Origin of the sequence: Pseudomonas orientalis (genome assembly GCF_001439815.1) — a bacterium.
GTDB classification, from domain to species: Bacteria; Pseudomonadota; Gammaproteobacteria; order Pseudomonadales; family Pseudomonadaceae; genus Aquipseudomonas; species Aquipseudomonas orientalis.
Map to the genome: position 1 here is coordinate 69,749 of NZ_JYLM01000014.1, position 20,923 is coordinate 90,671.

The window sequence follows — 20,923 nt, forward strand, 5'->3', positions numbered from 1 at the left end:
CACCATGAGCAAGGCATTCAGAATCGCCGCGATTGCCGGCGACGGGATCGGCAAGGAAGTGTTACCCGAAGGGCTGCGGGTGTTGGAGCAGGCTGCGAAAGTCTGGGACCTGAACCTGAGCATCGATGTGCTCGACTGGGCCCACTGCGATTACTACCTGGCGCACGGGCAAATGATGCCGGACGACTGGTTCGAACAGCTCAAGGGCTATGACGCCATCTACTTCGGTGCAGTGGGCTGGCCGGACAAGGTCCCGGATCACATTTCCCTGTGGGGCTCGCTGCTCAAGTTCCGTCGTGACTTCGACCAGTACGTGAACCTCCGTCCGGTGCGGCTGTTCCCCGGCGTGCCCTGCCCGCTGGCCGGGCGTACGCCTGGAGACATCGATTTCGTGGTGATCCGTGAAAACACCGAGGGCGAATACTCCTCGGTGGGCGGCAAAATGTTCGAAGGCACCGAGCATGAGTTCGTGCTGCAGGAATCGGTGTTCACCCGGCGCGGTGTCGACCGCATCCTCAAGTTCGCCTTCGACCTGGCCCAGGCCCGCCCACGCAAGACGCTCACGGCGGCGACCAAGTCCAACGGCATTGCCATCAGCATGCCCTATTGGGATGAACGCACCGCGCTGATGGCGACACACTATCCCGAGGTGCGCTGGGACAAGCAGCATATCGACATTCTCTGCGCGCGCTTTGTGCTGCAACCGGACCGTTTCGATGTGGTGGTGGCGTCGAACCTGTTCGGCGACATCCTTTCCGACCTCGGGCCGGCCTGTGCGGGAACCATCGGCATTGCCCCGTCGGCCAACCTCGACCCCGAGCGCCGGTTTCCGTCGTTGTTCGAGCCGGTCCATGGTTCTGCGCCGGATATTTATGGGCAGAACATCGCCAATCCGATTGCGATGATCTGGTCGGGGGCCTTGATGCTCGATTTCCTCGGCAACGGCGATGCGCGCTATCGGGCGGCCCATGATGGGATTCTGAAGGCGATCGAGGCGGTGATTGCGCAGGGGCCGATTACGCCGGATTTAGGTGGACGAGGCTCGACCCGGGAGGTGGGGCTGGCGATTGCCGAATGGCTGCACTCCTGAGGCGGGCACGGTCAAAAATGTGGGAGGGGGCTTGCCCCCGATGGCGGTGTATCAGTCACATCCTCTGTGGCTGACCCTCCGCCATCGGGGGCAAGTCGAATCGTCGCACCGCCCCTCCCACATTTGTATCTTCAGGCTTCAGTAGCCTTTATGGCGGTCGATTTCACCCTCCATCGGCTCACCGCGCTCAAAGCGCCGAATATTCTCCAGCAGCACGCCAAATGCACTCGCCGGTTGGGTCATCGCTGCAATATGCGGCGTCAGTACAATCTGCGGGTGATCCCAGAAGGGATGCGCTTGCGGCGCCGGTTCTTGCTGCAGCACATCCAGCACGGCGCCACTCAATTGCCCGCTGCCGAGCGCGTCCAGCAAATCCGCTTCCACCAGGTGCCCACCTCGGCCCATGTTGATCAAGGCCGCGCCACGGGGCAGTTGGTCAAACAGGCGCTGGTTGAGAATGCCCTGGGTCTGTTCGGTCAACGGCAGCACACACAGCAAAATATTGCACTGGCTGAGAAACGCCGGCAGTTGCGCCGCGCCCGCGTAGCAGTCCACGCCCGCCACCTGGTGGGCACTGCGCGCCCAGCCCGACAAGGCAAACCCCAGCGGTGCCAGGGTTGCCAGAATCTGCCGGGCCTGCGCACCCAGCCCCATGACCCCCACCCGTCGACTCAGCGCCGGCTGCAACAGGTGCGCCTGCCAGCAGCGCGCGGTCTGTTGCTGGCGATAGCGCAGCATGTCGCGGTGCAGGCTGAGCACGGCCCAGCTGGCGTATTCGCACATGCCACGGGTGATGCCGGGGTCGAGCAGGCGCACCACCGGCAGTTCGGGGGGCAGGCGCGACAGGTCCAGTTGATCGACCCCGGCCGACAGCGCAAACAGCACTTTCAGGTTGGGCAGCAAGCGCTGCACGTCATCCGGCGCCTGCCAGGCGGCCAGGTAGTCGATGTCGGCGGGGTCGCCGATGTCGGGCCAGGCGCGCCATTCGATATCCGGCGCGTGTTCGGCGAACAGCGCTTGCCAGTGCTGGCCGCGCACCGGGTCACTTTTATAGAGCAAGGCCATGGGCATTTCCTGCTGGGTGGAAGAGAGACCCATGATCGCCCAAAGCCCGGCGCAGGATCTGTTGAAAGGCGCGGGCAAAACAGTGGATCCGCATTTCTCAGGCGCCAAGTTCGGCGTAGTTGGTTGCCCGCACGCCGTACGCTGGACAGCATCGCAACCACTTTCCGGTTGCCGCACTCACGATGGGAAATGCCATGAACAGCAAAGTCGACGAAACCCCTCATTTGCTCCGTCAGCGCGAGCAATTCGTGCCCCGTGGCCTGGTCACCGCGCACCCCCTGGTGATCGATCGCGCCCAGGGCGCCCAAGTGTGGGACGTGGATGGCAAGCGCTACCTGGATTTTGTCGGCGGTATCGGCGTGTTGAACATCGGTCACAACCATCCCAGGGTGGTCGCGGCGGTGCAGGCGCAGTTGCAGAAAGTTTCCCATGCCTGCTTTCAGGTGGTGGCTTACCAGCCTTATCTCGACCTGGCCCAGCGCCTGTGTGAAATGATCGGCGGGCAGGACGCCTATAAAGCGGCGTTTTTCACCTCCGGCGCCGAGGCCGTGGAGAATGCGGTGAAGATCGCCCGCGCTCACACCAATCGCTCGGCAGTGATTGCCTTCCGGGGCGGCTTTCACGGCCGCACGCTGCTGGGCACCACGCTCACCGGCATGAGCCAACCCTACAAACAGAACTTCGGGCCGTTTGCGCCCGAGGTGTTCCACACACCTTACCCGAACGCCTATCGCGGCATGACCAGCGAGCTGGCTCTCGCGGCCCTGGATGAGTTGCTCGCCACCCAGGTGGCGCCGGAGCGGGTAGCGGCGATCATCATTGAGCCGGTGCAGGGCGATGGTGGTTTTCTCACCGCGCCGCCGCAGTTCTTGCAGGCGCTGCGCGCATTGGCCGACAAGCACGGCATTGTGTTGATCCTGGATGAAATCCAGACCGGCTTCGGCCGCACCGGCACCTGGTTCGGCTTCCAGCACGCCGGCATCCAGCCGGACCTGGTCACCGTGGCCAAGAGCCTGGCGGGTGGCTTGCCGCTGTCCGGCGTGGTGGGCAAGGCGCATATCATGGATGCACCACTGCCCGGCGGCCTGGGTGGCACCTATGGCGGCAACGCCCTGGCGTGCGCGGCGGCGCTGGCGGTGATTGATGCCTTCGAGGATGAGCACTTGCTGGCCCGCAGCCAAGTCTTGGGAGAGCGCCTGCGCCACGGCCTGCTCGGTCTGCAGGCGCGCTACCGGCGTATCGGCGACGTACGCGGCACCGGCTTTATGCTGGCCATTGAACTGATCAAGGATGACCCGGCCCGCACGCCGGATGCCGAGCTCAACCAGCGGGTCATCGATGAGGCCCGCGCCGGTGGTTTGCTGGTGATCAAATGCGGCGTGCACCGCAATGTACTGCGCTTTCTCGCGCCGTTGGTGACCACCGAGGCGCAGATCGACGAAGCCCTGGAAATCCTCGACGGTGCCTTGGCACGGGTCTTGAACTGAGCCTGTGCCTGTTCAGGGTGAACTGCATCATTGGAGGCTGGATCGCACATGGGACTGACAGATTATCGAGCGTTGCTGATCGACTGCGACGAAGTGCTGGTGGACCGCGACTCGGGTGTGTGGGCCGCCTTGCAACCGCTGCTCGACAACCGTGGCGGGCAGCCGCCCAGGGAGCAGGTACTGGCCGAATACAGTGCGGTGGTCGCAGCCTTGTACCCGCGCTTCGCGGAGCTGGGCTTCAGTGGCGTACTGTGTTTCGCCCATCGCCAGCTCGCCGAACGCTGGGGCGTGCACGCCAGTTGGGAAGAGGGCATGAGCTTTGCCCGGTCCGCGGGCAATTGGTCACTGTTCGAGGATGCGCCGGGGGCCATGCTGTATCTGCGCAAGTTCTACCGGTTGCTGGTGCGTGGCGACCGGGATGCAGAGGATCGCGGTGTGTTGTGCGAACGGCTGGGCATCGCACCGGAAGATTTCATTTCCCTGGCCGATGACCTGCAATGGCTCAATGAACCGGCGCAAGAGGTGCAACCTGTGCTGCATGTGACCGGGCCATCGGTCGGCGCGCAGGGCACGCTGGACCGCTGCCTGATCGGCCGCCACCGGCCCCGGCAGCCGTCGCCCTGCGCGGCGCAGTATTGCATCAACAGCATGGCCGATCTGGTGGCGCAGCATCAGCTGTCTTTACGGCGCTGATTTTGCTAGAAGATTGCTTACAAACGGCAGTCAAGAGGTACGCAATGGAAGGTCAAGTGAAGCTGGACCGGATCGACATCAGCATTCTGGTCGAACTGCAAAAAGACGGCCGCATGACCAACGTCAGCCTCGCCGATGCCGTGGGCCTGTCGGCCAGCCCCTGCCTGCAACGGGTCAAGCGACTGGAGTCGGCGGGGTATATCTCCAGCTACAAGGCGCACTTGAACCTGGCCAAGATCACCGACTCGGTCACGGTGTTCACCGAGATCACCCTCAGCGACCACAAGCGCGAAGACTTCGCCAAGTTCGAATCCAATATCCGCCTGGTGGACGAAGTGCTCGAATGCCATTTGATCAGCGGTGGCTACGATTACCTGGTGCGCTTCATGACCCGCAGCATCCAGCATTACCAGGAAGTGGTGGAAAGCCTGCTGGACAAGAACATCGGTATCTCCAAGTACTTCAGCTACATCGTGATCAAGTCGCCGGTGCTCAAGGATGGCGTGCCGCTGCGTAAACTGCTGCGGCACTGAACCTAGGGCGCGTTGCGGCTGTGGCGGTAGTCGCTGACCGCTTCGTACACCGCCTTGCGCAGGCGGTTGATACCACCGATAGGGCGGTGCGCTTCCACGCCGAACCAGGGGTTGAATGACTGATTGTCGCAGGCCAGATTCAGCGCAGGGGTGTCGAAATCCTGCGCCGGGACCCGCACCTTGGCCACGGTTTCATAAGGCGCGTCGCTTTCCTTCCATTCGATACTGGTGTCTTCGATGGGCATGAATGCCTGCGGGTTCTGTCGCTGGATCTGCAACACGAAGCAAGCCGGCACGCGGTCGGTGGAGAGCTGCTGGTTCAGGGCGCTGCGCAGGAAGTTCGGCAGGTCCTGGTTCTGTTTGGGCAACTGGTATTCCGGACAGCTCTGCGGGTCGGGCGCGACGCGGAACTTGGCGTTGGCCGCGCCGAACTTGTAAGGCGACACCGAGAAGTAGGTGGTCTGCGTCGGGCTGGCCGGGGCGGGGGCGAGGGTGGCCAGGGCGATGAACAGGTGGCGTATCTGCCAGGTGCGTGGGTCGGCCTTGGGGAAGAACGCCAGCACTTTCTTGCCATCCGCCTGGGCACCGATGTTCTGCGCATATTCGGCCACGTCGCTGACAAAGAAGTTCGGGTGGCTGAACATCACGAAGTCCTGCTCGGTGCGCCCTTGTTGATCGGCCATCAGCTGTGTGCCGGGCACGTCCAACAGCTTGATGGCCATGCCGCGGGCATCGCGGATGCTATCGAATTGCGGGTAGGCGTTGCCGTTGGACAGCCGCATCATCGCCTGCCAGGTTTTACCCGGCGTGGCGAACACGCCCTGACGCAGTGCCGGGTCGAGATCGGCCAGCACATTGACTTCGGCTTTCACACAACCGTGGGCCTTGGCGTGAGCATCGCGCAGGTAGCGCGTGCCCTCGCGGTGCTGGTCGACGATGCGCACGGCGGTCTGGATGATGCCCTGGGTCATGGCGGCTTCACCGGGCGGAATCTGCTCATCCGGCGACACCGGGCCGCTGTGTTGCCAGGCGTACCAGGCGCTGGCGCATAGCCAGCCGAGCAGGCCGAGACCCACCAGCCACAGCAGGGTTTTGCCGAGAAACCGGCCGATACGCAGCCAGAGGCGAGCGAGCAGGGAAGGTCGGTCGTAGGGGGATCGAATCATCATGGCAGTTGTTGCTCCAGCGGGCCGCCCAGCACTTTGAGGTATTCCAGCAGCGCCCAGCGTTCCTGCGGCAGCAAGCCACGGCCGATGACGCCGTTGCCACGCTGGCCGGCACGGAATTCGTGGCCGCTGTTGTGGTTGCCGGTGATTGTGGTATCGAACACAAAGGCATTCTTGAACGCGTCGGTCTCAAAGCCGAGATGGCGCGGATCATAGTTGAAGGTGCCTTTATAAAAGGTGGTGCTGCGCTCGTCCTGGGGCGAGAGCAACTGGTAGATCGTCGGCACCGAACCGTTGTGCAGGAACGGCGGCGTTGCCCACACGCCCGCCAGTGGCCGCGCTTTGTAGGCGCGCAACTCGCGCACGCCGATGGGCAGGCCGTAACCGTCCAGGCGCGGGCGCTCGGCCGCGGTCACGCCGGCGGCGCGGTAGGCGTGGTCCTCGACGAACGCGGTGACGTAGGCCAGGCCTTTGGCCACGGACATCTTTTTCAGGTCCAGTGGCTCGGTCGGCGTGGGGTGCAGTTGGACATTGAGACTGGCCAGCTCCGCCGGGTCCCATTGCAGCGCGCTGAGGTCGTAGCGCTGGTCGGCAATGTTGTTGGCGGTGCCGGGGTCGGTGCCGATGTAGTCCACCGGCAGCATTTTCAATTGCTGCACCGGCCGGCCGCCTTCTTGCGTGACGGTGGGCACGTGACAGCCGGCGCAGTTCTCGGCGAACAATGTGCGACCCTGGGCGGCAAGGGGCTTGTCGATGGCGCCGAACAGGTCTTCGGGCCAGGTCGGCGGCTTGAGACGCTGCAGGGTTTCTTCGATCAGGTTCAAGTCGCGTACCCGTACGCTGGAGGGGTAGCGCGCATCGCCCTGCAGGGGCTGGCCGGCGCTGTCGAAGAAATCCAGCGTCGCGCCGACGCCGAGGGCTTCACCGATATTGCGCGCCATCGGTTGCTGGGCCGAACCGTTCCATTGCACCCAGTCGAAGGTCCAGATATCCCACAGTTGCGGGTAGTCCACCGGTGCATTGGCGATGCGATAGTTTTCCGGGGAAATGGCATCGCCAAAACTGGCGTTGGCGATGCGGCCGAAGGCGTCGGTGCGCCCCGGCCCTTCCTGGGTGGGGTAGAGGCCACGGTGGGTATCGTTCCAGGCGACCTTGAGGAAGCGGTTCAGCGACTGTTTGAAGTCCTGGCGCAGTTGGCTGTGCTCGGCGTCGTAGCGCTCACCCAGGACCTGGCGGGCGAAGCGCTCGAATTTCCACGGGTTGTAATACGTTGCCGCAAGGCTGGCGACCAGGGCCTGGCCGAAGCTGCCGCCGCGCAGGGTCGGCACGCTCGAGGGCAGTACATGCTGGGCGGAGCCGCCGTCGATACGCAGGGCCTGTCCTTTGAAGTGCAGCTCGCCGGTGTGACAGGCGGCGCAGGTGATATCCAGGTATTCAACGTTGCTACCGGCGTTTTTATGCCGGGCAAAACCCACGGGCAGGTTGCCGGGGTTCTGCGCGCTGGGCGCCTGCCTGGGGTCCACCAGGAAGCCGAAACGGGCCAGGTACTCCGGCGTGGCAAAACGGCGCTCGGAAAAGGGCAGCTCCAGCGCGGTGAACCAGTCGTAGTGCAGGCCTTTGACCTGGGTGCCCTGGGGCGTGAAGTAATAGGTCTGGCGGTCGGCGGCACTCCATTGATCCTGATAGTGCACCTGCTCCACGGGCACGTAGTCCGGCAGCCTGGGGTTGACCGTGTAATAGAGCACCACGGCCAGTATCAGGCCCAGCGCCAGGAGGATCAGGAGTAAGACACGGGTAAAAATGCGCAAGTTAACTATCCTTGTCGAGGGGTCGCGTTGTTATGCCACTACGCCAGGGGGGCGGCAAGTGGCCATGAGCCTGGAATGACAGCTCCCACGATCCGTCGTGGGCCTGCATCATGAATGAAATTGCTTTTAAACACGTGAACTTATCAGACGTTTCCTGCTCACATGCCGGTAGCCATTGGTCGTGGCCGCCTGATAAGCTCGCGACTTTATTCGAATGCCCTTTTGGCGCATGAACAAGGAAATAGCATGAAACAGCATCGGTTGGCGGCGGCGGTGGCCCTGGTTAGCCTGGTACTTGCGGGTTGTGATTCGCAGACCAGCGTAGAGCTGAAAACCCCGGCGCAGAAAGCTTCCTACGGCATCGGCCTGAACATGGGCAAAAGCCTTGCTCAAGAAGGCATGGATGACCTGGACTCCAAAGCGGTAGCCCAAGGCATTGAAGATGCTGTCGGCAAGAAAGAGCAGAAGCTCAAAGACGACGAACTGGTTGAAGCGTTCGCCGCACTGCAAAAGCGCGCTGAAGAACGCATGACCAAAATGAGCGAAGAGTCGGCGGCGGCCGGCAAGAAATTCCTCGAAGACAACGCCAAGAAAGACGGCGTGGTCACCACCGCTTCCGGTCTGCAGTACAAGATCGTGAAGAAGGCCGACGGCGCACAGCCCAAGCCTACCGACGTAGTGACTGTTCACTACACCGGCAAGCTCACCAACGGCACTACCTTTGACAGCTCCGTGGACCGTGGCAGCCCGATTGACCTGCCGGTCAGCGGTGTGATCCCGGGTTGGGTCGAAGGCCTGCAACTGATGCATGTTGGCGAGAAGGTCGAGTTGTACATTCCGTCCGACCTGGCCTACGGCGCCCAGAGCCCGAGCCCGACGATTCCAGCCAACTCCGTGCTGGTATTCGATTTGGAGCTGCTGGCGATCAAGGACCCAGCCAAGGCTGAAGCCGCTGAGGCACCTGCTGCACCTGCCGCCAAGAAGTAATCGGCGCTGCGAATAACGACACGCCCCGTTTCGACGGGGCGTTGTTGTTTTCGGGCCTGCTCAAACGATGCGACTATCTACCTGACTCCCTGAGATCAAAATGTGGGAGGGGGCTTGCCCCCGATGGCGGCCTCTGGGCCGACCAGGATGCTGGATTGGACCGAGTACATATCCGTTTCTGCGGTCATGGCTGCTAATGGTTCCGCTTTTACAGCGGCTCACTTTTGAAAAGCCGGAATGCCGGCCCAGTCAAAAGTAAGCAAAACGCTCTTGCCCCACCACTCGGCACCTCGCCCAGGCTCGGTGTGCCCGAACGCAGGCTTGAATCCGTGGGCCGCCGCCACGCGCCATCCATGGCGCGGGGCGGCTAACCCGGCGTCCTGCCGGGTTACCCACGAATTCAAGCCTGCGTTCGGCCAGCGTGGTTTAACGGGGCGCCTAAGATCAAAAGCAGATCAAGATCAATATCAAGAGCGGCTCGCTTCGCATCGTGGTTACGGTGGGCGATACGCAGGTAGGCCATTACAGGTACTCCAGCTGTCACGTTGAAGCCTGCGCAAATCCAAACGAACGTCCCCAACCTGACACAGTCTGATATAAGACTCGAGCACGGGTAGCCGCACAGACCTGCCAAGTCAATGAATTATTGGGATTTTCTGATGTGCGCAAAAAACGCCCGATCTGACTGCAAGCCTTGTAGTCCGCGGCTTTCAGCCATGAAAAAAGGCTCTGTTCACAAGGTTATCCACAATTTGTGTGGATAACCTTTCTGTCGTATGGAACTGGAGTGACACATGAAACCACCTTTCAATTTCACCCGTTTCCTGCCCATGGCCGCACGCTTGCTTGGGCGTGGCCGTCTGCCAACTCTGTTGTTTGCCGTCGCGGCCAAAAGCTCGAACCAGGGCAATCGGTTGGGCCAGCTCAAGGATGATCTCAAGCTGCTCCAGGCGCTGTGCCTGGCCTACTGGCGCGGCGAGTATCGGGCAATCAGTCCCAAGGCGTTGATTTCGGTGGTGGCGGGGCTGATGTACTTCCTCAGTCCGATTGACGCGATTCCGGATTTTATTCCCATGTTCGGCATGTTCGACGACATCGCTGTGCTGGCCTGGGTCATGAAGACTCTGAGTGGTGAGCTCAGCGCGTTTCGCAACTGGCGCGATGCGCAACGCCCGGAAAAGCTGGCGGTGGTTGAGCGCCTGCCGGCCACGCCCGAGCTGCTCGCCCAGGAAAACCCGCAAAAAAACTAATGTTGTTGGCTATCCCCGGCGACCTTCGTGGCTGTTAGGATTACACTTCCAGGGAGGAAGTAAGGAAATAACTTACTTAGTAAGTGTTTTTATCCTACGGGGCAGTCATGGATATCCAGATCATTTCACGCAATGGCGAACCCGAATATGCGGTGTTGCCATGGGACCAGTACCAGGCGCTGCTCAAAGCCGCCGGTCAGCAGCAACCCACATTGGCTTCTTCCCCTGTCGCACCGATTGCCCCCGAGCAGGACCTGCACCCGCTCGCAGCCCTGTGCGGCCTGCGTGAAGCCAAGGGCCTGGCGATCGAGACCCTCGCGCGCACGGTGGGTATCAGCCCCTCGTACCTTGGTTTGATTGAACGTGGAGAACGCCAGCCGGATGCCGCCATTCGTCGCAGCCTGGCCTGGGAATTGGGCGTTGCAGGTTGGAGGGAAGAATCGTGAGCCTACGTATCAGCCGTCAACATTGGGATGGGTTACTCAACGAGCTGAACCAGGCGCGCCGCCAGCGCCATCTGCTGACCTACCGTGCGCTGCTCGAGCGCCTGCAATTCCCGACGCCGGCGATGCAGACCCTGGCCGCCGCCCTGGAGCACCTGGCGGCGCTGGACGCCAAGGCCGAGCAGCCGCTGCGCAGTTCCCTGGTGATCAGCCAGGGCGCCAGCCGCCTGCCGCGCACGGGGTTCTTTGAATGCGTGGAGCGCCTGGGGCGTTTCAGCGGGCCTTCCGACGGCGTGGCCGCCGCTTCCTGGCACGCTTCGGAGGTGGTGCGCGTGTTCGAGTACGAGTATCCCGAATCCGCCGAAGCTTAAGCCGACAACAGATCCAGGCTGTCGATCACATGGATGCTGTAGCCGGCAATGTCCTTGGCCTGGTGCTTGGCCTGCGACGCCAGCTCCGCCAACTGGCTGGCATCCAGTTGTGCACAGGCCTGCGGATACAAATGCACCACGCCGATCGACAGTGAAAGCAAGGCGAACTCCTGGCGCACGCCCTGGCGGTTGAGTGCGATGAAGCAGCCGGCGTCGAGGTGCTCGGCGCGGTAGAAGCGTCGGCATTGGGTGTGAAAATCGTCCAGCAGTTGGTTGAGCCTTTTGCGCCAGTCCTGTGGACCCAGCACCAGCAGAAAGTCATCGCCGCCGATATGCCCGACAAAGTCGCGGCTGGGATCGACCCGGTCGTTCAGGCACTGCGCCAGGCACAACAGCACTTCATCCCCACGCCCATAACCGTAGATATCGTTGAAGGGCTTGAAGCTGTCGATATCCACGTAGCAGATCACCGATTCACGCTGTTGCTGCAGCAGGCGCGTCAGGCATTGCTGGATCGGCACATTGCCCGGTAACAGGGTGAGCGGGTTGGCGTAGCGCGCCTGCTGGATTTTCAGTTCGGTGATCAGCTTGAGCACATCGATGACCCGGCCCAGGCCCAGATAGTCGCCATTCAAGCTAATGATGAAATCTTCTTCGATGCGTTGCCGCGCGCGGCTGGTGAGCAAGCGGCTGACCTGTTGCAGGGACTGGCTCAACTCCACGGCCAGAAAGTCATCGCTCATCAGGCGGCTGATGGGCTTGCGTGCGAACAGGTCGGTGGCGAAGGGCTTGAGCAGCGCGTCCGACAATGAGTGTCGATGCACGATGCCCACCGGATGGCCGCGGCCATCGAGCACCGCCAGTGAGTTCAGGTTGGCCTGGCGACGGAATAATTCGAGCACTTGGGCGGTTGCAGTGTCTTGATCCACCGCGGGCTGTTCAATAAGCAGGGCGCTGAGGTCACTGCTTTCTTCATTCAGGGCGACATTGGCGTTATCCGGCTTGGGCAGCATCAAGCGTGCTTCCTGCGGTGGCTGTTCCTGGGGGCGGCAAAGCAGGTAGCCCTGGACCAGATCGACGCCCATTTCCGTCAACACCGCCAATTCTTCGGGCAGTTCAATGCCTTCGGCGATCACTTGGGCGCGGGAGGCCTTGGCGATCTGCATGATCGAACCGACAAATTCGCGTTTGAGCGCGTCCTGGTGGATGCCGTCGATAAAATGCCGGTCGATCTTCACGTAATCCGGACGCAGCTCCGACCACAACCGCAGGCTGGAGTAACCGGCGCCCAGGTCGTCCAGGGCAATGGCAAAGCCCATGTCACGGTAATGATGCAACGCGGTCTGCAGCAGCTTGAAATCATCGGTAGGCGTCTGCTCGGTGAGTTCGATCACCACCTGGCTGGGAGGAATGCCGAACTCGCGCAGCAGTTGCAGGGTGCGCCCCGGTTGGTGCGCCGTCTCCACCAGCGATTCCGGCGAGATATTGAGAAACAGCTTGCCTGGCAGCTTCTGCTCGCTGAAGCGCCGGCATGCGCTCTCACGGCAGGCCATTTCCAGTTCGCTCAGGCGCCCGGCATGGCTGGCAATGGAGAACAGGGCGACGGGGGAGTGCAGCGGGCTGTTGGACGGGCCGCGACTGAGGGCCTCGTAGCCGAGAACCCGCCGTTCAGACAGGCAAATGATCGGTTGGAACAGGCTGTGCAAACTGCCTTGAGCCAGGATAGAGCCCAATGCATCCAGCTGTTCGGTCATGGTCATGGCGATCTCGATCGAAAAAAAAGGACCGCAGGCTTGAAACCTGCGGTCCTTTATTTCACGACAGAATGATGTCTATATGATGACACTCCGAGGAGCGGTCACATTAAATTGCCATCATTTACTGCTTGGCCACCTGCTTGGTGATTTTCAGGTAGTCCAGCAGGATGCGACCGGTCTCGGCCAGATAGGCGTCGTCTTCCGGCTTGGTTTTTTCCGCCTCGGTCGGCAGCGCATCTTCGTCTTCTTTCTTCAGCTCCTTGAGCGGGTCCTCGCCCTTGGCCTTGCGGCGCACGTTTTCCAGCACGAGCTGTTGATTCTCGATGTCGGCGTGCTGCTTGCGACGGTCCGCTTCGTTGAGGCTGACGGTTTTCTCTTCCATCAACTTCTTGGCCAGGGCCAGTTTGTCGCGGATGAAGACGAACTCGGCGTCCTTGGCGGAGCGCGTGTCGTGGTCAGCTTTCAGCTGCGCCAGGAACGGCTTGAACGGGTCGGATGCCGGCTTGATCGCAGGGCGGATGGTGTCCCATGGCATGGCTTCGGGCAGGGCGCTCTCGCCGATTTCCTTGGTGTCGATGATCGACGGGAAGTCGATGTCCGGCAGTACGCCCTGATGCTGGGTGCTCTGCCCGGAAACCCGGTAGAACTTGGCCAGCGTCAGCTTGAGTTCGCCGTGGTTCAGCGGCTGGATGGTCTGCACGGTGCCTTTGCCGAAGGTCTGGCCACCGATGATCAGCGCACGGTGGTAGTCCTGCATGGCGCCGGCGAAGATCTCCGAGGCCGAGGCCGAGAGACGGTTGACCAGCAACGCCATCGGACCTTTGTAGAAGGCGCCCGGGTTTTCGTCTTCGAGCACGTCGACACGGCCGTCGGCATTGCGCACCAGCACGGTCGGACCCTTGTCGATGAACAGGCTGGTCAGCTCGGTGGCTTCCTGCAGGGAACCGCCGCCGTTGTTGCGCAGGTCGATGACCACGCCGTCGACTTTTTCCTTCTGCAGTTCAGTCAGGATTTTCTTCACGTCGCGGGTGGTGGACTTGTAGTCCGGATCACCGGCGCGGAAGGCCTTGAAGTCCAGGTAAAAGGCCGGGATTTCAATCACGCCCAGCTTGTAGTCCTTGCCATCCTGCTTGAGGTTGAGGACTTTCTTCTGCACGGCCTGGTCTTCGAGCTTCACCGCTTCACGGGTGATGGACACGATCTTGCTGGTCTGGTCGTTCGGCGCATTGGTGTGCGGAATCACTTCCAGGCGCACCACGCTGCCCTTGGGCCCACGGATCAGCTTGACCACTTCGTCCAGGCGCCAGCCGACCACATCGACCATCTCTTTGTCGGCCTGGGCCACACCGATGATCTTGTCAGCCGGGGCGACCTGCTTGGTCTTGTCCGCCGGACCTGCCGGCACCAGGCGCACGATCTTGACCTGGTCATTGTCGCTTTGCAGGACGGCACCGATGCCTTCCAGGGACAGACTCATGTTGATATCAAAATTTTCTGCGTTATCTGGCGACAGATAATTGGTGTGCGGGTCGTAGGACATCGCGAAGGTGTTGATGTAGGCCTGGAAGATGTCTTCGGCACGGGTCTGGTCCAGGCGCGCCAGTTGATTCTTGTAGCGCTTGGTCAACAGCTCCTGGATAGCCTTGGGCTCTTTGCCGGCGATCTTCAAGCGCAGTACTTCGTCCTTGACGCGTTTGCGCCACAGGTCGTCGAGCGCGGCGGTGCTGGTCAGCCAAGGGGCGTCCTTGCGGTCCACCAGAAGGGTTTCCTTCTCGGTGAAATCGAGCTTGTCGATGCCTTTGTTCAACTCACCCAGGGCGAAGTCCAGACGCGCTTTGACGCGGTCCAGGTAACGCTTGTAGATGGTGAAACCGGGCTGCAGGTCGCCGCTCTTGAGGAAATCGTCGAACTGGGTCTTCCACTTGTCGAACTCAGTGATATCACTGGCCAGGAAGTAGCTGCGCGACGGATCCAGCAGCTTGAGGTAGCTGTCGTAGATGATCACCGAGCGTGCGTCGTCCAGCGGCGGCTTGCTGTAGTGATGGCGCTTGAGCAACTCGACGACGTTAAGGCTGGCAATCACCTCATCGCGATCAGGCTGAAGGTTGTCCCAGCTATTGGCTGCGAACGTATTGGTCGACATCGACGCGAAGCCGAGACCAATGAAAAGAGCGAGGGCGGTGCCGGGGAACAGATGCTTCATGCTGATTCGACGCGGGGGCAATTGATAACGCATATTAGGCCGTCTTTGAGGGAGCCGGTTCCATATGGTCCGGTCGCATAATGCAAAAAGCCCGACGCTACTGCAACGGGCTCAGTCCGGACTCACTATGGAGGCACTGTGAAAGCATTGCAAGGCGTCGAGGGTCATGTCGAGTGGTGTAATCGCTCGGTCCTACGTGCAATGTAGGTCAAGTTCGCCTTCGCGTGGTGACAGCGGGCGCTTATCGCGCTGAATATTCCAGAGTTGTCATAGAACACCTGTGGGAGGGGGCTTGCCCCCGATGGCGGTGGATCAGATGAAACATTCTTCACTGACATACCGCCATCGGGGGCAAGCCCCCTCCCACATGGGGATCCTCCACAGGGAGATCGCGGCAGGTTCAGGTCCAGTGATGGATCGGCCAGCCGGCCTGTTCGGCGTGGGCCCGCAATACGGGGTCGGGGTTGACCACCTGCGGATGATCCACCTTCAGCAATAACGGCAGGTCGTTGCGCGAGTCCGAATAGAAATACGCCCCTTCCAGGGTTTCGCCTGCCTGCTCCACCCATTCCAGCAACCGCGTGATCTTGCCTTCGCGATAGGTCAGTACGCCGGCCGTGCGCCCGCTGTATACGCCATGGCTGACGTCAAGGTTGATCCCCAGCACTTCATCGATGCCGATCCGCGCGGCAATCGGCGTGACCAGGTGCGTGCCCGACGCGGAGATCACCAGGATCCGGTCACCGTTTGCGCGGTGACGGGCGATGGTTTTGGTGGCATCGCTGTAGATCAACGGCTCGATCACGTCCTCGACCCAGGGTTCGACAAGGTGCTCGATTTCTGCCGGCGTGCGGCCGATCATCGGCTCCAGGCTGAAGTCCATGAAGTCTTCCATCTTCAGCTTGCCTTGGCTGTAGGCGTCCATCAGTTCATTGTTCCTGCGCATGAACGATTCCGGGTCGACCCAGCCCAGGCGGCCCATCTGCTCGCTCCACAGGGTCGCGCAGTCGCCGTGGATCAGGGTGTCGTCCAGGTCAAAAATTACCAATGCCATCCTTCGTGCTCTCTGAAATAAACGTTGCGTCAGGCTACTTCACACAGGGCGCTCGGGTCGATGGAAAGTGCCAGGCGCTGGCCGTTGGGGTGCAGGTCATCGGCCGAGCGGTTGAGTACGTCCACCACCAGTTCCACGCCGCGCGCTTCGATGCGGTAGCGAATCACGTTGCCCAGCAGGCTGTGGCTGCGCACCAGCGCATCCAGTTCGCCCTCGCGGCTCAGCTCGATGGCCTCCGGGCGAATGGCAATTCGCCCTTTGATTGGCCGTTGCAGCAACTGACTGGCCTTGTCGGCATCGAGCAGGTTGTAGTTGCCGATAAACCCGGCGGCAAATACATCCACCGGGGCGGTATAGAGGGTCTCGGCATCGCCGCTCTGCACGATCCTGCCCTGGTTCATCAAAAAGATACGGTCGGACATGGTCAGGGCTTCTTCCTGGTCATGGGTCACGAAGATCGTGGTCAGCCCCAGTTCGCGCTGGATCTGGCGAATCTGCTCGCGCAAGTGCTTGCGAATACGTGCATCCAATGCCGACAGCGGCTCATCCAGCAACAGCAGGCGCGGACGGGTCACCAGTGAGCGGGCGAGGGCGACACGCTGGCACTGGCCGCCTGACATCTGGTGCGGATATCGGCCGGCCAGGTCCTTGAGCTCAACCAGTTGCAGCACCTCCTGTATCCGCTTGTGACTGTCGTCGGCGTTGACCTTCTGCATGCGCAGCCCGAACGCGACGTTCTGTTCCACGGTCATGTTGGGGAACAGCGCATAGCTCTGGAACACCATGCCGATATGCCGTTTCTGCGGGCTCAGCGGGACGATGTCCTGGCCATCGAGCAGAATTTCCCCACTGTCCACCGCGGTCAGCCCGGCAATGCAGCGCAGCAAGGTCGACTTGCCGCAACCGGACGGACCGAGCAGGGTGACAAACTCGCCCTTGGCGATTTCGCAGTTGATATCGCTGAACACCGGGGTGCCGGTATAGCTCTTTTGCAGGTGTTGGACGCTGACGAAGCTCATTGGCTTTTGTCCTTGTTCAAGATGTTGGCGGCCCAGGTCAGCACCAGCACAAAGAAGAAATAGGAAATCACGACGGCGCTGGTGAAGTGGCCGCTGCTGTTGCGCATGTTGTTCAGGTACACCTGCAGGGTTTCATAGCGGGTACCGACCAGGATGTTGGCGAACACGAACTCACCGAACAGGAATGAGAACGACAGCAGCAGCGCCACCATCAGGCCTTTGCGCAGATTGGGCAGCACGACCAGGATCGCGGCTTGCCAGGTGCTGGCGCCGAGCAGTTGCGAGGCGTCCATGAGGTCGCGCAGATTGATCGCCTGCAGGTTATTGGTGATCGCGCGGTACATGAACGGCAGCGCCACGGTGAAGTAGCAGCCGATCAGAATCCACGGCGTACCCACCATCGCCAGCGGCCCGGAACCGTAGAGTTGCAGCAGGCCCACCGACGACACCACCGGCGGCACCGCGAACGGCAGCAGGATCAGGATGTTCATCAGCGCATCCAGTCGGGGGAAGTGGTAGTGCACCACGAACAGCAGCGGCAGAATCAGCACCACCGACAGGATCAGCGCGCCCACGCACACCAGCAGCGATTGGCCGAAGGCCATCAGGAAGCGCGGATCGCTCCAGAGCTGCACATACCATTTCAGGCTGAAACCGGCGGGCAGGATGGTGGCCGACCAACTGCTGGAGATCGAATAGACAAAGGTGCCTGCCAGCGGCAGCACCAGGATCAGGAACAGCGCGTACACCACCACCCGATGGTAGAGGGACGCCGGGCCGGCTTCAGCGCGAGACATGGTAGCTCCTCTTGAGCAGCAGTTGATGGACCACCGTAACCACGGTCATCAGCGCCACCAGCACCACGGCCAGCGCGCTGGCCATGTTCGGGTCCAGCGATACGTCACCGGAGACCAGCCCGGCGATGCGGATCGGCAGCACGTTGAAGTTACCGGTGGTGAGGGCGTACACGGTGGCATAGGCGCCAAGGGCGTTGGCCAGCAGAATCACGAAGGTGCCGAGGAGTGCGGGGGTAAGCACCGGCAAACCGATATGTCGCCAGAACTGCCAGCCATTGGCGCCGAGCAGGGCGGCCGATTCGCGCCAGTCTTCGCGCAGCGCGTCAAAGGCCGGGTACAGCAGCAGGACGCCGAGGGGAATCTGGAAGTAGGTATAGAGGAGGATCAAACCGGATTTCGAGTACAGGTTGAAGTCCTGGATGATCCCCGCCTGCTTGAGCATGATGGTGATGCTGCCGTTGAACCCCAGCAGGATGATGAACGCGAAGGCCAGGGGCACGCCGGCAAAGTTGCTGGTCATGTTGGCGAACGCCGTGACGAAATTGCGCAGCGGCGAATCGACCCGGCGCAGGGAGTAACTGCCCAGCGTGGCGATGATGATGCCGAAGACGCTGGAGTAGAAGCTGATCTCGAGGCTGAACTGGATCGCCTGCAAGTAGAACTTGGAACTGAAGATGCGTGTGAAGTTTTCCAGGCTCCAACCGCTGTCTTCGGTTTGCAGGCTGTTGATCAGCACCCAGGCCAACGGAGCGATTTCGAACACGATAAAGAACAGCGCGAAGGGCACCAGGCACAGTAAAGCCAGCCATTTACCGCGAACCATGCCGCTCATTTGAGCAACTCCCGGCAGACAGGTTTGTCGTGGGGCACGCCGAGCAGTTCGCAGACGGTGCCGCACAGGTCGGTCTGCTTCGGCGCGGCGTCGGCATCCAGGCTGAAGGCGTCGCCCAGCACGAACAGCGGCACTTCGCGCTCCTCCGGCAGCAGGCCGTTGTGGGATCGGTCGTCGTTCATGCCGTGGTCGGCGGTGACCAGCACCTGGCAGCCGGCGTCGAGCCAGCCTCGCAGGTAGTCGGCGAGAACGATGTCGGCCGAGCGCGCGCTGTTGCGGTACTGCGCGCTGTCGAGGCCGTGCTTGTGACCGGCGTCGTCGATGTTCATCGGGTGCACCAGCAGAAAGTCCGGCGCGTGCTTGAGGCGCAGGTTTTCGGCGTCGGCAAACAAGTGGGAATCCGGGTAGTGGTCATTCCAGTAGAAATGCCCATGCTGGATCGCCAGCGTCGTATCGTCGGTATGACGATCACGGGCGGGGAGAAACGGGGTGCGGTTATACAATTCGCTGACCCAATGGTAAGCCGCCGCCGCGGTGGTCAAACCGGCACGCGTGGCATAGTGGAAAATGCTGCGCTGGCTGGACAGGCGCGAGACGTTGTTGTGGACGACGCCGCTCTCGATCGGCGGCACGCCGGTCAGGATGCATTCATACAGCGGGCGGGACAGGGCGGGCAGTTCACATTCCAGTGTGTAGAAGGCTGCGCGTCCTGCGCCGACATAAGCCTGCAAGTGCCCCATGGCGTGCCGGGCAACCCCGGCGTTCAGGCCGTCGAGCACGACAAGGATGACAGGGTGCTTCATGGGGGAGAGCGCTCCGCAGCAATAGACTTGACTCAATTCATCTGGAGGAACGAGGTCAAAGTGTGGGAGGGGGCTTGCCCCCGATGACGGTGGATCAGCTAACACATCTGTTTAATGACACACCGCCATCGGGGGCAAGCCCCCTCCCACATTGGATCTCCAGTGGATCTCCAATGTGGGGTACAGGCTTACTTCATTTCTACAATGACCTGCTCGTTCCACAGCTGCGGCAGTTTCTTGGACGTCGCTTCCCAGGCATCGGCATCCTTGATCGGCTGCGGGTTGGCCTTGGTGTATTGCTCACCCGGGATCAGGTTTTTGGCGATGTCAGCCGGCAGTTTCAGGTCGGTCTCGGCGCGGATCGGACGGGCATTGCCCTTGGCCAGATTGAGTTGGCCGGCATCGCTGAAGATGTATTCGCGCGTCAGCTTGGCGGCGTTCGGGTGCTTGGCGTACTTGTTGATGAGGGTGGTGTAGCCGGACTTCACCGAGCCATCCGATGGGATCAGCACCACGAAGTCATCCGGGTTGGCCATCTTGGCCTTGTAGCTCAGGCCGTTGAAGTCCCAGACGATACCTACTTCGACTTCGCCTTTTTCCAAGGTGGCGATGGTCGGGTTGGACAGACCGAGGCGGCCTTGCTGGGCAATCTTGGTGAAAAACTGCAGGCCTGGCGCGATGTTTTTCTCGTCGCCCTTGTTGGCGATGGCAGCGGCGAGTACCGCATTGGAGGCTTGGGCGGCAGTGCTTACGTCACCCACCGACACTTTGTATTTGCCGGTTTGCAGGTCGGCCCAACTGGTCGGGACTTCGGAGCCGTGGAGCAATTTCTTGTTGACGATAAACGCGATAGTGCCGGTGTAGGCCAGCGCCCAGTGGCCGTCTTTGTCCTTTGCCCAATCCGGTACCGAAGCCCAGGTGGAGGGTTTGTACGCCTGGGTGACGTCCTGCTTGACCGCGATGGGACCGAAGGCTGCGCCTACGTCGCCGATATCGGCGCTGGCATTGTCTTTTTCGGCTTTGAACTTGGCGATTTCCTGGGCCGAGCTCATGTCGGTGTCGATGTGCTTGAGACCGTAGATCCTGGTCAGGTCTTCCCAGGTGCCTTTCCAGTTGGCCCAGTCATCGGGCATGCCGACGCTGTTCACGGCGCCCTCGCTCTTGGCGGCGGCTTCCAAGGTTTTTAGATCGGTATCAGCGGCCATGGCGGCGGTGCACATGGCAATGGTCGAGCCTAACAGTGATGCCAGGAAAAGCTGTTTCATCCGAAGCTCCTTTGGGCGTTTTTCACGCGGCGTTTTATCTGAACGTTGGCGAGGGTGTGGTCTAGGTCAGCAATACCTGAGCCAATCTAGGCCCGATGGATGACAGTTTCATGTCGATGTCGTTTTTGAAGCACGGCTGTCGCTGCGTTCAGACTTAGCGTAGACCATGCCCAAGTGCCCGCATGCCATGGACTTGGCCGATGTATTGCAGGGTGTGGTAGAGGCAGCGGCAACCGTTGTCATCTGTCGGTCATCTGCAATGCCTAGGCTGGCAAGCAGCAGCACGAGCCCATCAAGAGC

Annotated in this window: 19 protein-coding genes; 8 read left to right on the plus strand and 11 right to left on the minus strand. The window is 61.3% G+C overall.

Annotated features, from left to right (window positions below; translation table 11 throughout):
- Positions 1 to 4: 4 nt before the first annotated feature.
- Entirely contained in the window at positions 5 to 1,090 is a 1,086-nt protein-coding gene (locus TU82_RS25490; RefSeq protein WP_057725987.1) for a tartrate dehydrogenase, read from the plus strand.
- A 138-nt stretch (positions 1,091 to 1,228) separates the two neighbouring features.
- On the opposite strand, the gene TU82_RS25495 is transcribed toward TU82_RS25490, so the two are convergent.
- Positions 1,229 to 2,155: a 2-hydroxyacid dehydrogenase gene (locus tag TU82_RS25495; RefSeq protein ID WP_057725988.1), complete on the minus strand. Its 927-nt coding sequence runs from the start codon at positions 2,153 to 2,155 to the stop codon at positions 1,229 to 1,231.
- Positions 2,156 to 2,349: 194 nt separating this feature from the next.
- Between TU82_RS25495 and gabT the strand changes: the two genes are divergently transcribed.
- Genes gabT through TU82_RS25510 form a run of 3 tightly spaced genes read left to right on the plus strand, consistent with a single transcriptional unit; the run spans position 2,350 to position 4,868 of the window.
- Positions 2,350 to 3,642, plus strand: coding sequence for a 4-aminobutyrate--2-oxoglutarate transaminase (gabT, locus tag TU82_RS25500; RefSeq protein ID WP_057725989.1), 1,293 nt, complete (start codon positions 2,350 to 2,352; stop codon positions 3,640 to 3,642).
- Between the two features lie 48 nt (positions 3,643 to 3,690).
- Positions 3,691 to 4,335: an HAD family hydrolase gene (locus tag TU82_RS25505; protein WP_057725990.1), complete on the plus strand. Its 645-nt coding sequence runs from the start codon at positions 3,691 to 3,693 to the stop codon at positions 4,333 to 4,335.
- Positions 4,336 to 4,379: 44 nt separating this feature from the next.
- On the plus strand, positions 4,380 to 4,868 hold the full coding sequence (locus TU82_RS25510; protein WP_010449292.1) for an Lrp/AsnC family transcriptional regulator: 489 nt from the start codon (positions 4,380 to 4,382) through the stop codon (positions 4,866 to 4,868).
- A gap of 2 nt (positions 4,869 to 4,870) precedes the next feature.
- Here the strand turns inward: TU82_RS25510 and TU82_RS25515 are convergent, their stop codons facing one another.
- A complete protein-coding gene (locus TU82_RS25515; protein WP_057725991.1) occupies positions 4,871 to 6,037 on the minus strand; it encodes a catalase family protein in 1,167 nt (388 codons plus the stop codon).
- Positions 6,034 to 7,842 (minus strand): di-heme-cytochrome C peroxidase, encoded by a 1,809-nt coding sequence (locus TU82_RS25520; protein ID WP_057725992.1) that lies wholly within the window; start codon positions 7,840 to 7,842, stop codon positions 6,034 to 6,036. The genes TU82_RS25515 and TU82_RS25520 overlap by 4 nt, the downstream gene beginning before the upstream one ends.
- 246 nt (positions 7,843 to 8,088) lie before the next feature.
- On the opposite strand from TU82_RS25520, the gene bamJ reads away from it, so the two are divergent.
- The 4 genes from bamJ to TU82_RS25540 all read left to right on the plus strand — a co-directional run bounded on the left by bamJ (position 8,089) and on the right by TU82_RS25540 (position 10,893).
- Entirely contained in the window at positions 8,089 to 8,829 is a 741-nt protein-coding gene (gene bamJ, locus TU82_RS25525) for a BamJ family beta-barrel-assembly machinery protein (protein ID WP_057725993.1), read from the plus strand.
- A gap of 794 nt (positions 8,830 to 9,623) precedes the next feature.
- Positions 9,624 to 10,079: a YkvA family protein gene (locus tag TU82_RS25530; protein ID WP_057725994.1), complete on the plus strand. Its 456-nt coding sequence runs from the start codon at positions 9,624 to 9,626 to the stop codon at positions 10,077 to 10,079.
- A 107-nt stretch (positions 10,080 to 10,186) separates the two neighbouring features.
- A complete protein-coding gene (locus TU82_RS25535) occupies positions 10,187 to 10,525 on the plus strand; it encodes a helix-turn-helix domain-containing protein (protein ID WP_057725995.1) in 339 nt (112 codons plus the stop codon).
- Positions 10,522 to 10,893 (plus strand): hypothetical protein, encoded by a 372-nt coding sequence (locus TU82_RS25540; protein WP_057725996.1) that lies wholly within the window; start codon positions 10,522 to 10,524, stop codon positions 10,891 to 10,893. The genes TU82_RS25535 and TU82_RS25540 overlap by 4 nt, the downstream gene beginning before the upstream one ends.
- Here the strand turns inward: TU82_RS25540 and TU82_RS25545 are convergent.
- The 8 genes from TU82_RS25545 to TU82_RS25580 all read right to left on the minus strand — a co-directional run bounded on the left by TU82_RS25545 (position 10,890) and on the right by TU82_RS25580 (position 20,623).
- Positions 10,890 to 12,653 carry a bifunctional diguanylate cyclase/phosphodiesterase gene (locus TU82_RS25545; RefSeq protein ID WP_057725997.1) on the minus strand — a complete coding sequence of 588 codons (1,764 nt, stop codon included), beginning with the start codon at positions 12,651 to 12,653 and terminating at the stop codon, positions 10,890 to 10,892. The genes TU82_RS25540 and TU82_RS25545 overlap by 4 nt on opposite strands.
- A gap of 118 nt (positions 12,654 to 12,771) precedes the next feature.
- Positions 12,772 to 14,853 (minus strand): carboxy terminal-processing peptidase, encoded by a 2,082-nt coding sequence (locus TU82_RS25550; RefSeq protein WP_173667491.1) that lies wholly within the window; start codon positions 14,851 to 14,853, stop codon positions 12,772 to 12,774.
- A 400-nt stretch (positions 14,854 to 15,253) separates the two neighbouring features.
- On the minus strand, positions 15,254 to 15,907 hold the full coding sequence (locus TU82_RS25555; protein ID WP_057725999.1) for an HAD family hydrolase: 654 nt from the start codon (positions 15,905 to 15,907) through the stop codon (positions 15,254 to 15,256).
- Between the two features lie 29 nt (positions 15,908 to 15,936).
- On the minus strand, positions 15,937 to 16,926 hold the full coding sequence (locus tag TU82_RS25560) for an ABC transporter ATP-binding protein (RefSeq protein ID WP_057726000.1): 990 nt from the start codon (positions 16,924 to 16,926) through the stop codon (positions 15,937 to 15,939).
- Positions 16,923 to 17,723 (minus strand): ABC transporter permease, encoded by an 801-nt coding sequence (locus TU82_RS25565; protein WP_057726001.1) that lies wholly within the window; start codon positions 17,721 to 17,723, stop codon positions 16,923 to 16,925. Before TU82_RS25565 ends, TU82_RS25560 begins: the two co-directional genes overlap by 4 nt.
- On the minus strand, positions 17,710 to 18,555 hold the full coding sequence (locus TU82_RS25570; RefSeq protein ID WP_057726002.1) for an ABC transporter permease: 846 nt from the start codon (positions 18,553 to 18,555) through the stop codon (positions 17,710 to 17,712). The genes TU82_RS25565 and TU82_RS25570 overlap by 14 nt, the downstream gene beginning before the upstream one ends.
- Positions 18,552 to 19,358, minus strand: a complete 807-nt coding sequence (locus TU82_RS25575) for an alkaline phosphatase family protein (RefSeq protein WP_057726003.1) — start codon at positions 19,356 to 19,358, stop codon at positions 18,552 to 18,554. Before TU82_RS25575 ends, TU82_RS25570 begins: the two co-directional genes overlap by 4 nt.
- Before the next feature lie 188 nt (positions 19,359 to 19,546).
- Positions 19,547 to 20,623, minus strand: a complete 1,077-nt coding sequence (locus TU82_RS25580) for an ABC transporter substrate-binding protein (protein WP_057726004.1) — start codon at positions 20,621 to 20,623, stop codon at positions 19,547 to 19,549.
- Positions 20,624 to 20,923 lie beyond the last annotated feature (300 nt).

Coding starts and splice junctions, on each gene's coding strand:
- TU82_RS25490 (WP_057725987.1), top strand. CDS start 5: ATGAGCAAGGCATTCAGAATCGCCGCGATTGCCGGCGACGGGATCGGC.
- TU82_RS25495 (WP_057725988.1), bottom strand. CDS start 2,155: ATGGCCTTGCTCTATAAAAGTGACCCGGTGCGCGGCCAGCACTGGCAA.
- gabT (WP_057725989.1), top strand. CDS start 2,350: ATGAACAGCAAAGTCGACGAAACCCCTCATTTGCTCCGTCAGCGCGAG.
- TU82_RS25505 (WP_057725990.1), top strand. CDS start 3,691: ATGGGACTGACAGATTATCGAGCGTTGCTGATCGACTGCGACGAAGTG.
- TU82_RS25510 (WP_010449292.1), top strand. CDS start 4,380: ATGGAAGGTCAAGTGAAGCTGGACCGGATCGACATCAGCATTCTGGTC.
- TU82_RS25515 (WP_057725991.1), bottom strand. CDS start 6,037: ATGATGATTCGATCCCCCTACGACCGACCTTCCCTGCTCGCTCGCCTC.
- bamJ (WP_057725993.1), top strand. CDS start 8,089: ATGAAACAGCATCGGTTGGCGGCGGCGGTGGCCCTGGTTAGCCTGGTA.
- TU82_RS25530 (WP_057725994.1), top strand. CDS start 9,624: ATGAAACCACCTTTCAATTTCACCCGTTTCCTGCCCATGGCCGCACGC.
- TU82_RS25535 (WP_057725995.1), top strand. CDS start 10,187: ATGGATATCCAGATCATTTCACGCAATGGCGAACCCGAATATGCGGTG.
- TU82_RS25545 (WP_057725997.1), bottom strand. CDS start 12,653: ATGACCATGACCGAACAGCTGGATGCATTGGGCTCTATCCTGGCTCAA.
- TU82_RS25550 (WP_173667491.1), bottom strand. CDS start 14,853: ATGAAGCATCTGTTCCCCGGCACCGCCCTCGCTCTTTTCATTGGTCTC.
- TU82_RS25555 (WP_057725999.1), bottom strand. CDS start 15,907: ATGGCATTGGTAATTTTTGACCTGGACGACACCCTGATCCACGGCGAC.
- TU82_RS25560 (WP_057726000.1), bottom strand. CDS start 16,926: ATGAGCTTCGTCAGCGTCCAACACCTGCAAAAGAGCTATACCGGCACC.
- TU82_RS25565 (WP_057726001.1), bottom strand. CDS start 17,723: ATGTCTCGCGCTGAAGCCGGCCCGGCGTCCCTCTACCATCGGGTGGTG.
- TU82_RS25570 (WP_057726002.1), bottom strand. CDS start 18,555: ATGAGCGGCATGGTTCGCGGTAAATGGCTGGCTTTACTGTGCCTGGTG.
- TU82_RS25575 (WP_057726003.1), bottom strand. CDS start 19,358: ATGAAGCACCCTGTCATCCTTGTCGTGCTCGACGGCCTGAACGCCGGG.
- TU82_RS25580 (WP_057726004.1), bottom strand. CDS start 20,623: ATGAAACAGCTTTTCCTGGCATCACTGTTAGGCTCGACCATTGCCATG.